This window comes from Mastigocoleus sp. MO_188.B34, assembly GCF_030065675.1.
Classification (GTDB): domain Bacteria; phylum Cyanobacteriota; class Cyanobacteriia; order Cyanobacteriales; family Nostocaceae; genus Mastigocoleus.
In genome coordinates, this window is record NZ_JASJDK010000001.1 from 118,461 (window position 1) to 134,699 (window position 16,239).

A 16,239-nucleotide genomic window follows, 5' to 3' on the forward strand; every position below is an offset into this window, starting at 1 on the left:
GTGAACACATACCATTAATTGGTATATTTTGTTGCAAATGCAACATTTTTTTATTGTTTAGCAGCTTAGATTGGAGTAATACTACGGTTGTAGTAAAACTCCAATCTTTATTTTTGGGATATTGTGATGAATGAAACCAAAAAAGATAAAGCGAGAACAGTTGAAATCCGTCAATTAGAATCAATCAAAGGGGGAATGGCTGAGTTTTTTACACCCCAAGCCAGTCATGAAACAGTACTGGTACAAATTCCTCCCCAAACTGTAGACGATTTATTTGTTCATAAAACTCAAACCGATCAATTACTTGTAGTTAGAGGACGGTTTGTACTTGTAACATTAATTAACAAAAAATATCAATACATTCCTTTAAGTGAAGATAACCCTGCCGTAATTATTATCCCACCGGGAGTTCTTCATGGTGCAATTAACTTGAGTAATGAACCCTGTGTAGTAGTAAATGCTGTTTTGCGTCACAAACCATCCCACAAGATGGATTACATCACTCGTGGGCGACCATTACCCTACGATCTAACAGCAGCAGAAGCAGCACTGAAAAACTTAGATATAACAACGCCACACATTAAAGTCATAGCCGATTGCTAGCAGAGGTTTGGAATTATTCCTGTGTTTTGAAATTCTGTTGCCCTGTAAGGACGGGGCTTTAAACCCAGTTTTCCTGGTAAATATTTCCCTAGTAACTATGTAGAAACTTCTGTTATTTTGTGCAAACTAAAAAGTTGCTTCCATATCCTCTTTCCAGTAATGGTGAGGGGAATTTCAATAAAGCTCTGAGAAACTGCTTTTAACTTTGAGTTTCGACTTCCAAGTGCAAAGCTGAAAATGTTTGGCGTCTGAGAAAACTATTTTAATTATAATCTTAGCTTGATTTTTCTAGAAAATAATCTAGATAATTTTTCATAAAGAACGGCTAATGTGAATTAAATTCAGCCTTGCAATATCAAGGATTTCAAGAACCGGCTTAAATCATGTTTGTGATGATTCTCACAATTTACGTTATTTCAGTTTCTAATTCGCATAAGGCGTAAAAGATAAATTATTTATTTTTCTGATGTAATTTTCTGATGTCATGTATAATTATTGAATAAGATTTAAATTTTAAGAAACACTACTATACCTAAAGTAATCAGGTAACAATTTTAATTCAAAGTGCTTTCTGGTATAACAATCGATAATAAAAGCAGATTCAGTAAGTAACTAAATCTGCACTGTATATTTATATCGATATTGGTAAATGCTTTTTCGTCTGTTGTACATAGTCATCCTGGAAATTACTAATTTCCAGTTGCCCAACATTTTTTAGTATTTTGAGTAGCCACCACTCCCACCTTTTCCCCAGTTATCACCACCAGAGCGGTAATTAGATTTTTCTTCTCTGGGTCTGGCTTTATTTACTTTCATTTGACGACCCATCCATTCGGCTCCGTCTAAAGCTTCGATGGCAGCACTCTCATCTGTCTCCGATTCCATTTCTACAAAACCAAAACCGCGCGAACGACCAGTTTCCCGATCTAGGGGAATCTGTGCTCGCTTTACAGTGCCGTATTCAGAAAATACTTTGTTTAGGTCTTCTTCTGTAACGCTGTAGGATAGGTTACCTACGTAAATTGACATGAAAATCTCCGGAATCAAACTAACTCGAGATGTTGATTCGGAGAGACGCTTGTAATTTTTAATCAAAACAAGAAAAGTATCACCGAACTAACTTCTCCTGAATTATCCTAGCACAACTTCTTTAGAGTCAGAGCAGGTGCAACATACCCTTATTAATTTAGGAAAATATATGTATTTTAAGTATGTTTACTGATTTGTCCCAAGCACTAAGTTTCTTTTTCTGTTTTGATTATTTTTATCTTTTGACTATATAATTCAATTTTTAGATAACCGATAATCCTACTCTTCCTAGTGATTGATTTTTTCTCTTACTTAGTAAGTAAAATACGATATTTTTAATTAGATAATCATAACTTTCAATAAAAAAATAGATATACATAGTTACAATAATGCTAATGATTATGACTCCACACGCTCTAATTAAGTTATTGCTTTGGCTTTACATGAGAGTCCTCCAAGAGAAATATCTTTACATTAGAGAATTCATCTTCCAATATAAGATTTTTTCTTTTTAACTTTACTCCTAAGAAATAAAAAGAGATATTTTAGATATAGGTTTTTTGGATATAAGATTTTAGATATAAGATTTTGGATATATTGGATATAAGATTTTGGATATATTGGATATTAAATTATGATTCAAGTTATGTTTAAAATTACTGACTTTTTCTCAAGAATTATTTTGTAGTGAATAAAATGTGATTATCATTAACTAAACTTCGATTATTTTTAGTCTAGCGGAAATACTTAAACCATTATCGGAATGGCCAAGCTATATTTAACTTGCGCCATCAAAATATCATTGATGTATTGCAGTATTCTTTTTCGACGACATTTTATAAACTGTAGTCGCCATTTGTGCCTGATATAAGTTAAAGATTGAAATAGCCGGAATTCACATCTCCTGTTTTTTCAACTTACTCTTTAGGGAAAGCTATTCTAAGCTAATAGGTGTTACCCGACAACTGAAGTTAGGAGTATTTTACTAACAGGATGTTCGCGCTAGGATAGCATCACATCCAAGTTCGATAATCAAAAAATCTTTTGAAATCTGGCTGAAATTATCTCAAATTGACTGTTTAGCTTAGCAGCTGTTCTTGCTTGAAATTTCCATGTCAACTCTTGTCATAGTCGAATCTCCGACCAAAGCTCGTACTATTCGCAACTATCTGCCCTCAGAATATCTGGTAGAGGCGTCTATGGGTCATGTGCGCGACCTACCCCAGTCTGCGAAGGAAATTCCTGAGGCTGTGAAAGCAGAAAAATGGGCACAGCTTGGGGTAAACATAAACGCTGATTTTGAACCGTTATACGTCATCCCAAAAGATAAAAAGAAAGTTGTCAGTCAATTGAAAGAGGCGCTTAAAGGAGCTTCGGAATTAATATTGGCAACTGATGAAGATCGTGAAGGTGAAAGTATTAGCTGGCATTTATATCAGTTGCTCAAACCAAAAGTGCCTACAAAGCGGATGGTATTTCATGAAATTACTCAAGATGCCATCAAAAAAGCTTTAGATAACTGTCGCAATATAGATGAAAAGTTAGTTCGGGCTCAAGAAACCAGACGTATTTTAGACCGACTTGTAGGTTACACTTTATCTCCATTGCTCTGGAAAAAAATTGCAAGGGGATTATCTGCTGGAAGGGTTCAGTCTGTTGCAGTTAGGCTTTTGGTCAATAAAGAGCGGGAACGTCGGGCTTTTCGCCAAGGTTCTTATTGGGATTTAAAGGCAATTTTGACTCCCGCACGAGATAAAGAAAAGCCGACCTTTACTGCTCAATTGGTAACTTTAGCCGGGACAAAATTAGCAACTGGCAGTGATTTCGACCCTGCTACTGGTAAAATTGCCGCAGGTAAAAAAGTACTACTGCTTGATGAAGATGGAGCTAAAGAACTACAAGAACGCTTGGGCGATAAAACTTGGTTAGTTAAAAATGTTGAAGAGCGCCCTGTCACTCGTAAACCGGCAGCACCATTTACAACTTCAACCCTGCAACAAGAAGCTAACCGCAAACTACGTCTTTCCGCAAGGGATACAATGCGCACGGCTCAGAACTTATACGAGCAGGGATACATTACCTACATGCGTACCGATTCTGTACATTTATCAGAACAGGCAATTGCTGCAGCCCGTGATTGTGTAGAAAAGCTTTATGGTAAACAATACCTAAGTCCTAAACCCAGAAAGTACACTACGAAATCCAAAGGTGCCCAAGAGGCACACGAAGCTATTCGTCCTGCTGGTAGTAGTTTCCGTACTCCTCAAGAAACGGGTTTGAGCGGTCGCGAATTACAGTTATACGATTTGATTTGGAAGCGTACCGTTGCTTGCCAAATGGCAGACTCCAAGCAAACACAAATTACTATGCAGTTGCAAGTGGAAGATGCCGGTTTTCGTTCTTCTGGCAAACGTATTGATTTTCCTGGGTTTTTGCGTGCCTATGTCGAGGGCTCGGACGATCCAGAGGCAGCCTTGGAAGACAAAGAAGTGATTCTGCCCAACTTGAAGGTAGGGGATAATCCTGGATGTAAAGCATTAGACGCCATCAGTCACGAAACCCAACCCCCAGCAAGATATACCGAAGCAACCTTAGTTAAAACTTTAGAAAGTGAAGGTATCGGACGTCCTAGTACCTACGCGAGTATTATTGGCACGATTATCGATAAGGGTTATGCTCAACTAACAAATAATGCCCTAGTCCCATCTTTTACTGCATTTGCAGTTACTAATCTTCTAGAAAAACATTTTCCTGATGTGGTAGACCCCAGCTTCACTTCAAAAATGGAGCAAACTCTAGATGATATTTCTACCGGTGAAGCCGCTTGGTTGCCATATTTACAGGATTTCTATTTGGGAGAAGAAGGTTTAGAAACTTTGGTCAAGGAACAAGAAGACCAAATAGATGCCAATAATGCCAAAACAATTGAACTGGAAAATCTGGAGGCTAAAGTCCGTATTGGTAAATATGGGGCTTATTTGGAAAAAGAAAATGGTGAAGATGTAGTTACTGTCTCAATTCCTCAAGATCTAACCCCAGCGGATTTGGATCCGGAAAAAGTTGAAGTTCTGTTGCGGCAAAAAACTGAAGGACCAGATAAATTAGGAATTCACCCGGAACTTGGTGAAGCAATTTATGCCAAAATTGGTCCCTATGGTCCTTACGTCCAATTGGGCGATAAAACTGATGAAAATCCCAAACCCAAGCAAGCATCTTTGCCTAAGGGCGTAAAGCTTGAAGACGCGACCTTGGAAATGGCGGTAGGATTGTTGTCACTACCTCGAACATTGGGGAATCATCCCGAAAGTGGTGCAACCATTCAAGCTAACATTGGTCGCTTTGGTCCTTATGTCGTTCACAATAGCAAAGAAAAGAAAGACTATCGTTCTCTGAAAGCTGGTGATGACGTATTGACAGTTACTTTGGAGCGAGCTTTAGAATTGTTAGCAACTCCGAAAAAAGGTAGGGGTAGTAGTAAATCAAAAACTGCTTTAAAGGAATTGGGAAGTCATCCTGATGATGAAGAAGCAGTAAACATTTATGACGGGCCCTATGGTCCTTACATAAAACACAATAAGACAAATGTTAGTATTCCTGAAGGTAAATCAGTTGAAGATATTACATTGGAAATAGCATTAGAATTATTGGCAAGCAAAACTTCAACCAAAAAATCCAAAAGTAAAAGCAGTAAATCCAGTAGTAAATCTAAAAGTTCTAGTTCAAAATCTTCCACCAAATCATCTAAGTCTTCAGGCAGTACGACGAAGAAAAGCAGTAGCAAAAAAGCTAGTTTAAATTAGATAATGCATAGTCAATAGTCCTTGTGGGAACAAAAAAATCTGGGCTACAGACTATTGACTAGTTACCCGACAATACTTATACCTGGAAGCTGAAGCCAAATTTAGCTAGTTCCCTTACTTACAGCAAGTACGGTCTTTATTCTGCTCTTTGGCTTTGGATCCAAGGATAATAACCATAATAGTTAATTAGTCCTCATGCTTGATATTTTAAGCCCAATACGCGGGTGGAAAATTTTAAGCTAATTTGCGCGATATGAGGTTAGCATAAAATTTAGGATTAAATTTAGATTAAGCTAATTTCAAAGATGCTATGTGGTGCTGTAACTCCAAAAATAAAACATGTGTCACTGTATTTAACATTGCACCCCAACTATTTTAAATAGGTTCGCTTGTAATATGAACCTTCATTCGGTTATGAATGTGATAACCTATGATAAAGGAGTAAAGTAAGCAATCCTTCACGTGATTGTAAAACTTCTTAACATTGAATAATGTTCACATTGAGGTAGTATCTCAGGAGCGGTCAGTTCAATGGACCATATAGATAAAGTACTGGAAAAGTTAAAAGAATTGGCACGCAAGCTTATTGAGGCCTTGTTAGGTCCAGAAGCTGAGCCAGAAGCGGAACTGATTCCGATACCTGTAGACGAACGATCTCGACGTCGATAAAAGTATAAATGTGCGGGGCTTGACATTATCTAAACTAAGTACTTTAGTACTACACGGACCCAACCTAAATCTTTTAGGTCGGCGGGAACCTGATATATACGGTTCCCTGGGGTTAAATTCGATTAATAGTTTATTGGAAGCTGAGGGTGCAAAACTAAATGTCAAAGTATCCTTTATGCAGTCAAACCATGAAGGAGCTTTAGTAGATTCCATCCACGAATCTTTAGGAAAACATCAAGGAATATTGATTAATGCTGGAGCTTACACTCATACGAGCTTGGCATTGAGAGATGCAATTTCTGCTGTTGAATTACCAACAGTTGAAGTGCATCTGAGTAATATTTATCGTCGTGAAAATTTTCGCCATCACTCCTACATATCTCCGGTTGTTATCGGTCAAATCAGTGGTTTTGGAGTTCAAAGCTATTTATTAGGTTTGCAAGCTCTTGTCCATCACTTAAGAAAGGAAAAACAAATTGAGAATTGAACGATAGAGTCTTGTAGCTAGAGATTAATGTGTATTGTCATTTGTATTTTCGAATATAATCTCTAACTAATTAATTTATTTATTTAAAATTAATTTTAAGACTTATGCGTTATCCGCTAACAAATCGCTTCCGTGGTGCCTTATTGGGAGTATTGATAGGAGAAAATTTAGCTTTAAGTGATACGACACAAAAAACAGGATGGAATATTTGGTGGTATGAAATTATAGTTTCAAGTATCCAAAGTTTGATTGAACTGGGTAAGTTTGATGTAGAACATTGGAGTGACCGAGTAGCAAAGAAATGGCATAGCTGTGAACCAGGTAATAGCATTTTAAACGCTGCAATTATTGCTACGTTACCGGTTACGTTTTTTTTTCATGAGAATAAACTAAACTTGCGCGATCGCTTACTCGAAGCTCTAAGCATTTGGGAAAATTATCCTGGAGTTAAGGATGCTGCATTAGCTGTGAACTATGCAGTCGCACAATCATTTAATGAGAAGCTCTCTTGGGAGACACTCGTTCCTCAAATAGTTGACTTTATTGGTGGTACATCAACAGAATTACCACAAAAATTATTACAAATTGATAATTCTATCGTTGATATAGCTTTATTACAAAATCTAGAAGCTGAATCAGACGAAGAATTAAAATCCATTACAGCGGTTCGATTAGGATTTTACTACTTCATTAATAGCCCGGAAGACTTTCGTCTCTCTATTTTGCGGGCTAGCCGCAATCCTTATTGTGGTGTAGAAGTGATTAGTGGCATTTTGTCTGGTAGTTATAACGGTACGTTAGGAATTCCAGTAAACTGGCAAATAGGTCAATCGAATTTAAATATCCCATCATCACGACTCACTAGCTGTTTCCAAATGCTAGAATTAGCAGATGCGCTTATAGCTGTGTGGTCAGGAGTATACGAATTAGGCTTGCATTCTAGTACATTAGAAAAGAAATTAGCAATTGCTGCCCCTAGTGTCATTCAGTGCAGTTAATTATTTTTTATTTTCAGGAGTTGATAAGTAAGTGTTTGCAGAATATACTATGTTCTGCAGAAATCGTAAAAACAATGAAAACAATTTCGTACAAAAAAAGCACGATACTTATCATTTATTCATAATATTTTATACTGTGACTTGACGATAAAACCGAATCCCATTCTATAGGTAATTATTGTGGTTAATCAGTATCAAAGTTTCTTGTTTTGGCAATCATTTTCTTTTAGAAAATTAACTACTTAACTGCGGTCATAAGCAATGAAAACGCAGTCATTTATTCGCTCTTTGAGCCAGCAATTGAATTGCTGGGAACGACGGTATAAAGCATTACGCCGTCTTTACCTGTCAAAAGTAAATGAAAAAGGGAAATACAAAATAGTTAAAATATCAAACAATAATGCTAAGTCATTGAAGAGTAAAAATGGTAGTTATGCACTCGGCATGAGTTGCGTACCAGAACATTCATCTACTGTTTTTGTCATTGCTGTCGTGTTGCTGACGGGAGTGATGGGACAAAAATTTTATAATCAGCCACAACTAAAAATGGGAGCAATTGCACCAAAAACTATTTACGCTCCTCGAACGGCTAATATTGAAGATAAAAAAGAAACGAGAATTCTGCGTAAAATTGCGACTCAAGATTCTTTACCAGTTCTGATGGTAGATCGGGAGATCGATGACAAAATTAAGCAAAGTCTCAATAAAAATTTAAATCAATTTAACGAAATTCGTGACACTCTTGGTTCTTTCCCATACCTTGACTCATTGTTATTAAAAATACCAAATCAACGCTATTTGCGTTCTGCTCCCGAGCAAGAATGGAAAGCATTACTCATTGCCATTGATGCTCGAGAATATTATTTAAGAATAATGCTGCCTTCGAGTCAGAATGATTCAGAGGCAATTGATGCAGGGAATTTAGAATCAAAAAATAATGAAGACAATAAAAAATCGCAAGCAAGCAATTATTCACAAAAGCCGAACTTTGTTTCTTCTGTTAAAGAATTAAATAATTATCGTTCGAAAAACTCTACAAAAAACTTATATCTACTATTAGATAAAATAATTAGAGCACGGAAACAATTTGTGATTGCCAAGCAGAAAGCTCACATTCAAAAAATTATTGATAATGAAAATATTTTTTTAGAGATTTCTGATAAACAGTGGGAACAAGCCCAGATTGGGATAAATCGCAGTCTTAATCGAATACTTACTCAAGGTATTTCTCCTGGTATTCCGTCCCAAATTGTGCGAGATACTGTAAGGCTTCAAGTAGAAGGTGTAGTCCCCAAAAATGCTGAAGAACTGGCGATTAAGCTTTTGCTGGATGTACTCAAGCCAAACCTGAAGAAAGATGAGGAAAAAACGCGGTTAAGAGCTCAGCAAGCAGCAGATCGGATAGAACCAGTGGTACGGACAGTCAAAAAAGGCGAGTTCGTCATCCGTAAAGGGAAGGAAATTTCTGAGTGGGACTTTGAGGTACTGGAGCACTATAAGCTCAATCGTCGAGAAGTTAACTGGCTGGGTCTGGCTGGTGTTGCAACAACAGTTACGATAACTGTTGGGATTTTTGCAGTTGTAGAAAGACGTATTAAATACCGGATGCGACAGAGCGATCGCCTTTTAGTTTTATTGCTTACTTTATCAACCCCAGTTTTTATAATTTTGGGTACGCCATACACAACTTGGAGTGGAGTAGGTTTACTTTTAGGTGGTTTTTACGGTCCCGTTTTAGGGGTTACAACTTTGGGGCTGCTGCTATTTCTAATACCTTTAAGTTTAGAGGTAAGTAAAGTTGCATTATTAGCTGGTGCGGCTGGTGGTATTCTTGCCAGTTGTTTTGCCAAACGATTACGCTGTCGGGAAGAGTTAGCATTATTGGGTATTGCTATTGCTTTAACTGAAGGCGGCGTTTTCTTGATTGTTAGATTACTTGTAAGTGCAGCCTATGGTTCTGCAGGATATTTTGTTTTGCAAGAAGCTGCATTATTTGCTCTATCTGGTTTAGCTTGGAGTATTGTGGCATTAGGATTAAGCCCATATTTGGAAAAAATCTTTGACTTGGTTACCCCTATTCGCCTTGCGGAATTAGCAAATCCCAACCGTCCCTTATTAAAACGTTTGGCAACTGAAGCTCCTGGAACTTTTCAACATACCTTACTTGTTGCGACTCTTGCTGAAGCTGCAGCAAAACAACTCAAGTGCGATGTAGAGCTAGTTAGAGCTGGTACTTTATACCACGATATTGGTAAAATGCATGACCCCCAAGGTTTTATCGAAAATCAAATGGGAGAACCAAATAAGCATGAAACCGAAATCCAAGATCCTTGGCAAAGTGCACAAATTATTAAAAAGCATGTAACTGAAGGCTTAGTTATGGCACGTAAGCACAGTTTACCAAGTGCCATACAATCTTTTATTCCCGAACATCAGGGAAATATGTTGATCGCTTATTTTCATCATCAAGCTCAACAAATTGCCCAAGAAAATCCCCAAATAGAAGTAAAAGAGTCAGATTTTCGTTACGACGGTCCTATTCCTCAGTCTCGAGAAACGGGAATAGTTATGCTGGCAGACTCTTGTGAAGCAGCATTGCGTTCGCTCAAAGATGCTACACCAGAACAAGCGCTGATTATGGTAAACAATATTCTTCGTGCTCGCTGGAAGGATAATCAATTAGTAGATTCTGGTTTAAGTCGCCAAGATTTATCTAGAATTGCAGAAATTTTTGTGGAAGTTTGGCAACAATTCCATCATAAAAGAATTGCTTATCCTAAATCCAAAATAGCTACTCAAAAAAGTGGTAAGGCTTAAAAAAATATCCTTTTTCTTCCTTTACCACCTAAATATAAATAAACTAATTGGTTTGATTGATATTCCTTCAACTATTTAACTTCTGATTAGTAATTTTCAGTATGTTTGTTTGTACTAAATTTAGGAATAATTAATTTAATTAAAAAATCACGACTGTAAAACTGCAATCAAGAAAATAGGTGAATTAATCTACTTAATGCGATACTCTATGTTGTTTGTCATTTACATAGGGAATATATATTCTAGGAGCTAAAGCTATTAGGGGTTTTACTTCCAATACACTAAGATGTACATGATACCAAACAAGATAATTTTTCTTACTATAGAAATGCTTGGATGGGTTTAAATAAGTTTGACTTAACAGCTAAATTTAGCGCAAAACTTATTTATAAGGATGCAATTTTAGCTTCATACAATAGAATTAACAGAGTTGGACATTCAGTTTAAGTAGCCAAAACCTATACATTTCATGGATTTTGCTAATCTTGCATCCCAGTTAAATGCTGGAACTATTTTGCCAGAGGGAATCGTAATTATTACTCTTTTAGGAGTTTTAATTGTTGATTTGATTGTTGGACGGGCATCTTCCCGTTGGATTGGATATCTCGCAATTACCGGATTGCTTGGTTCTGTCGTCGCCCTGTACTTTCAATGGGATAATAGCAATCCCATTTCCTTCATTGGTGCCTTTAATGCTGATGACCTCAGTATTGTCTTTCGTGGTATCGTTGCTTTGTCTGCTGTAGTGACGATTTTGATGTCGATTCGCTATATAGAACAAACCGGTACGGCATTAGCTGAATTCATCGCAATTTTGCTTTGTGCCACTTTAGGAGGGATGTTTGTCTGTGGGGCTAATGACCTGGTGATGATTTTCATCTCTCTGGAAGCCCTCAGTATTTCTTCTTATCTCCTCACAGGATATACTAAACGCGATCCTCGTTCTAACGAAGCTGCCTTAAAATATCTTCTAATTGGTGCTGCTTCCACAGCAGTTTTCTTGTATGGGGCTTCTTTGTTGTACGGTTTATCTGGAGGAGAAACCCAACTTCAGGCAATTGCTCATGGTATGTCTGTTGCCAATGTTGGTCAATCTTTAGGTTTGGTTATTGCCCTAGTATTTGCGATCGCCGGTATAGGATTTAAGATTTCTGCAGCACCCTTCCATCAATGGACGCCAGACGTTTACGAAGGTGCACCTACTCCAGTAATTGCATTTTTATCAGTAGGTTCTAAAGCTGCCGGCTTTGGACTTGCTATTCGTTTGTTAACAAGTGTTTTTCCATTAGTTACTGCTGAGTGGAAATTTGTCTTTACTGCTCTTGCGATTTTAAGTATGGTGCTGGGGAATGTTGTTGCCCTTGCACAAACCAGTATGAAGCGGATGTTAGCTTACTCATCCATTGCTCAAGCTGGATTTGTCATGATCGGCTTGATTGCTGGTACTGATGCTGGTTACTCCAGCATGATATTTTATTTACTGGTTTATCTGTTCATGAATTTGTGCGGTTTTACTTGCATAATTCTCTTCTCTTTGAGAACAGGAACAGACCAAATAGTGGAGTATTCAGGCTTATATCAAAAAGATCCCCTTCTCACTTTAGCCCTAAGCATTTCCTTGCTGTCCTTAGGTGGTATCCCACCATTAGCTGGGTTTTTCGGTAAAATTTACCTGTTTTGGGCAGGTTGGCAAGCTGGTCTTTACGGTTTAGTCTTATTAGGATTAGTTACTAGTGTTGTTTCGATTTACTACTACATCCGTGTTGTAAAGATGATGGTAGTTAAAGAACCTCAGGAAATGTCTGAAGTTGTTAAGAACTATCCAGAAATAAGTTGGAATTTACCTGGATTAAGACCTCTACAAGTTGGTTTAATTACAACATTGATTGCTACTTCCATTGCCGGAATCCTGTCTAATCCTTTGTTTACTTTGGCTAATAATTCTGTAACTCATACAGCAATATTGCAGCCACCTTCTGTGGCGCTTCAAAATGCAAAGATAAGTGCTGAGTTGTACGAACAGCAATAGAATTGATCGGGATTCAGTGCTTTAAAGCTGAAAAATAAGTCGTAAATTCCCCCATTATTTTGGGGGAATTTTATTTTGAAAAAATATATAAAAATTTATTTAATTAGATAGATTTTTAAATGAAGCAAAAAGAGCTAATATAGCGTTTCTTTGCCTGGTGAGGTACATGATTGAAGTTGAAAAGCTTGGTAGTTCAGACTTATGGTGTACCTCATTGGAGTGGGAACAGCTATATACGCGAAATTATTGTTAACCTAATTGGGTTTACAAAAAGAAAATAGCGTCAACATCGTAGTATTATACATCTAATTGAATGCTTCTCAGAATGTTTTCAGATAAATGTTTTTCTTTGTAGCAAAATTTACGGGTATCGCAATGATGTCTAATTGCATTGCTGTGACAGGCTTTTTGCTGGCTTAAAGATTTATTACAGCCTAATGAAATTGAGCAAATAGTGGTATTTGATGGGTTAATCAAATATCATGATTTTTTGATGTAATCAGTTTTCTTACCGACTGTAGTGTTTTTTTTTGTACTAACAACAATATATTGTAATTCAAAATGTTGAGCTTATAAGGCAATTATATTTAAGTCTTTATATGAGAATAAGTCCTAAAAATAGCCATTTATATTAAAAAACAAGTTTTATAGCCAAGAACATATTGAAAATAATTTAAATTTGTTTTTTCGAAAAAATAATATGTGCAAGTGCTATTATATACGATGTTTGCTTTGCATTGTTAGCATGGTAAAAAATAAATAAAATTCCTGATTTATAAAATTCAAAAGTATTAAATAATTTAATGTGATTTAGTTTAAAAGAAAGCAGCATAGTAAAAAGAGAATCTGGCGGGAAGATGAATTATTCAGGATAATTTTCTCTACTTTTATTAGCATGTAATTATTTTAAATTAAGTTATTTAATAATTGGATTCGATACAAGTTTTCGGGGAAAAGTAATGAAAGAAGTTCTTGCATTAATTGAAAAAAGAAAACAAGAATTTGCTCAATTACCTTTTTTTAAATATCTACAAGATACAAGTGTTGACCCACGACAAAGATTAGCTTGGGCACCCTGTGCAGCCCCTTTTGCAATGGGATTTGGGGATCTAAATAAATATGTTTTTCGTAAGGAACCAGCAGAAAATAAAATTCAGGAAATTATTAATAAGCACACTTATGAAGATGATTATCACTGGGAATGGTTTGTGGAGGACATCGAAAAACTTGAGTTTGATCGCAATATCAACTTTAGTGATGCCTTAAGATTTTTATGGGGTGAAGAAACTCAAAAATCACGGCAAATATGTCTTCAGATTGCACAATATACGCTTCAAGCAGATTCGATCGTTACCCTTGCAGCTATTCAGGCAATAGAAGGAACTTGGCATACAGCTTTACCGTTTACAATGGCACTAGCTCAAGAAGTTCAACAAAATACAGACATAAAATACAGCTATTTTGGTCGGAATCATGCAGATGCTGAAATTGGTCACACAATATGTCAAGCTGAGATGCAGGAGTTTATCAAAAATATTCAACTAACTGAAGAACAAAAAATTAAAGCTTTTGCAGTAGTTGAAAAAGTCTTTGATCTTTTCAGTGAATCAGTACAAGAAATGATGATATATGCACAAAAACATCCTATTGAGCAAATATTACAAACAGTATAGATGATCTCTATATAAACCATATCTATTTTGCAAGGGTTTAGAACATACCGAAATTCCTCAAACTATTGTCATATAAGCGTTTGCAGAAAAAATCCCAAAAATAATATTCTAAATAAATGTTCGGGAAGTACCTTAATTTCGTAGCTTGTTGCAAATAAGCTTTTAACTAAACGACGAAGCCAATTTTAAAAATCGCTATGTGGCTGTGTTTAAAACACTTAAATCCTTACATTTCCCTTTATACAAAACTTCAGTTTTCAATATGGAACAAGGTTTACTTATTGATGAGTTTACTATTTCAGATAAATGGATAGCATCTCATGAAATAAGGTATTACGATAATATTTGAGGAAGGATATCAGTGAATATAGCAAGAGAGTTTGAATATTTAATTGTTGGAGCCGGTCCTGCTGGTTTGCAATTGGGATATTTTCTAGAGAAAACCAATCGGAATTATCTAATTTTGGAAGCAGGTGATTGTCCTGGAACTTTTTTCAAAAAATATCCTCGTCACAAAAGATTGATTTCAATTAATAAAATCTATACTGGTTATGATGACTCAGAGATAAATCTCAGATGGGATTGGAACTCTTTACTGAGTGATAGTGAAGAGATGTTATTCAAAAATTATAGTAAAGAATATTTACCACGTGCAGATGATTTTGTTAGATATCTTGGTGATTTTGTAACCCACTTCAATTTAAAAGTCAAATTTAATTGCCAAGCTGTTAAAATTTACAAAAACGATAAATTTGTCGTAGTAGATAACAACGGCAACATTTATTCTACAATGCGTTTAATTATTGCTACAGGCTTTAGCAAACCATATGTACCACCAATACCGGGAATAGAGTTAGCAGAAAATTATACTGATGTATCTATAGATCCTGAAGACTTTGCCAATCAAAAAGTATTGATTATTGGCAAAGGTAATTCTGGATTTGAGACCGCTGATAATCTTTTAGCAACAGCCTCCCTAATTCATGTTGTCAGTCCAACTCCAGTCTCAATGGCTTGGAAAACTAAGTATGTAGGTCACTTACGTGCAGTTAATAATAACATTCTCGATACATATCAACTCAAATCACAGAATGTTATTTTAGATGCAATTATAGACAAAGTTAAATATCGTAATGGTCAATATATTGCAACATTTACATATAGCCATGCGAATGATGAAGTAGAGGAATTAATTTACGATCGTGTTATTGTTTGCACAGGATTTCGCTTTGATGATTCAATTTTCGATGAATCTTGTAAGCCTAAATTAGTTATCAATGACCGTTTTCCATCTCAAACTAGTGAATGGGAATCTAGCAATGTCAAAGATCTATATTTTGTTGGGATATTAAGCCATATGCGAGATTATAAGAAAAAGCAGTCAGGCTTTATTCATGGATTTCGCTACAACGTCCGCGCACTTCATTACATTTTAGAACGTAAATATTACGATCAGGATTTACCTTGTCACTTTATTGATGCTACTCCTGAAAATTTGACGCAGGTAATTATCCGAAGGGTCAATCAGAGTTCAGGTTTATGGCAACAAACAGGATTTCTCTGTGATTGTATTATTATTTCCGAAAACGGAAAAACTGCCCAATACTTCACAGATTACCCAGCTGACTACATTCATGATAGTGATATAGGTCAGCACGAGCATTACTATACTGTCACTTTAGAATTTGGACTTGATATTATCTTTGCTAGTTCAGATCTATTTTCAGTCGAACGTATCCATAAGGATGATGCGGATAGAGCTGCACTAAGTTCTTTTATACACCCGATAATTCGTCGTTTCAGAAAGAATGAACTTATTACAGAACATCATATTATTGAGGATGTAGCTAGTGAATGGTTGGAGGAAGTACATATCAAGCCTTTAATAGATTTTCTAAGTCGTGACTTAGGAAAAATTTTCAAGGGCGAAGATCTAGTACTCACCTTACCAGACAAAGACAAATAATAGCATTATGCCAGGACTTATTAAACTCGATAGATAGATTGGCAGAGTCAAGGATTTTTTTCAAAAACTTAGATTTTCTCTATGTTTATTACGCTGACCCCAAAGGTCAATACAATTCAGTTAAGAACTATTGTTAAATAAATCGCACTTTAGAAATGCGAAATGACC

The 16,239-nt window shown here is 36.2% G+C and carries 10 protein-coding genes; 9 read left to right on the forward strand and 1 reads right to left on the reverse strand.

What is annotated here, in order from left to right:
- The first annotated feature begins 126 nt into the window (after positions 1–126).
- Positions 127–603 carry a dTDP-4-dehydrorhamnose 3,5-epimerase gene (locus QNJ50_RS00470; RefSeq protein WP_300630910.1) on the forward strand — a complete coding sequence of 159 codons (477 nt, stop codon included), beginning with the start codon at positions 127–129 and terminating at the stop codon, positions 601–603.
- A gap of 714 nt (positions 604–1,317) precedes the next feature.
- Here QNJ50_RS00470 and QNJ50_RS00475 read toward each other — a convergent pair.
- Positions 1,318–1,632: an RNA-binding protein gene (locus QNJ50_RS00475; RefSeq protein WP_300630912.1), complete on the reverse strand. Its 315-nt coding sequence runs from the start codon at positions 1,630–1,632 to the stop codon at positions 1,318–1,320.
- A gap of 1,112 nt (positions 1,633–2,744) precedes the next feature.
- On the opposite strand from QNJ50_RS00475, the gene topA reads away from it, so the two are divergent.
- The 8 genes from topA (at position 2,745) to QNJ50_RS00515 (ending at position 16,071) form a co-directional block, all read left to right on the forward strand.
- Positions 2,745–5,432: a type I DNA topoisomerase gene (gene topA, locus QNJ50_RS00480; protein ID WP_300630914.1), complete on the forward strand. Its 2,688-nt coding sequence runs from the start codon at positions 2,745–2,747 to the stop codon at positions 5,430–5,432.
- Between the two features lie 570 nt (positions 5,433–6,002).
- A complete protein-coding gene (locus tag QNJ50_RS00485; protein WP_300630971.1) occupies positions 6,003–6,101 on the forward strand; it encodes a DNA topoisomerase I in 99 nt (32 codons plus the stop codon).
- Between the two features lie 10 nt (positions 6,102–6,111).
- Entirely contained in the window at positions 6,112–6,588 is a 477-nt protein-coding gene (aroQ, locus tag QNJ50_RS00490; protein ID WP_300630916.1) for a type II 3-dehydroquinate dehydratase, read from the forward strand.
- A 104-nt stretch (positions 6,589–6,692) separates the two neighbouring features.
- Positions 6,693–7,586, forward strand: coding sequence for an ADP-ribosylglycohydrolase family protein (locus QNJ50_RS00495; protein ID WP_300630918.1), 894 nt, complete (start codon positions 6,693–6,695; stop codon positions 7,584–7,586).
- Between the two features lie 261 nt (positions 7,587–7,847).
- Positions 7,848–10,403 (forward strand): HDIG domain-containing metalloprotein, encoded by a 2,556-nt coding sequence (locus QNJ50_RS00500; RefSeq protein WP_300630920.1) that lies wholly within the window; start codon positions 7,848–7,850, stop codon positions 10,401–10,403.
- Between the two features lie 469 nt (positions 10,404–10,872).
- Entirely contained in the window at positions 10,873–12,432 is a 1,560-nt protein-coding gene (locus tag QNJ50_RS00505; RefSeq protein WP_300630922.1) for an NAD(P)H-quinone oxidoreductase subunit N, read from the forward strand.
- A 959-nt stretch (positions 12,433–13,391) separates the two neighbouring features.
- On the forward strand, positions 13,392–14,105 hold the full coding sequence (locus QNJ50_RS00510; RefSeq protein WP_300630924.1) for a hypothetical protein: 714 nt from the start codon (positions 13,392–13,394) through the stop codon (positions 14,103–14,105).
- 361 nt (positions 14,106–14,466) lie between these two features.
- Positions 14,467–16,071 carry an NAD(P)-binding domain-containing protein gene (locus tag QNJ50_RS00515; RefSeq protein WP_300630926.1) on the forward strand — a complete coding sequence of 535 codons (1,605 nt, stop codon included), beginning with the start codon at positions 14,467–14,469 and terminating at the stop codon, positions 16,069–16,071.
- Positions 16,072–16,239 lie beyond the last annotated feature (168 nt).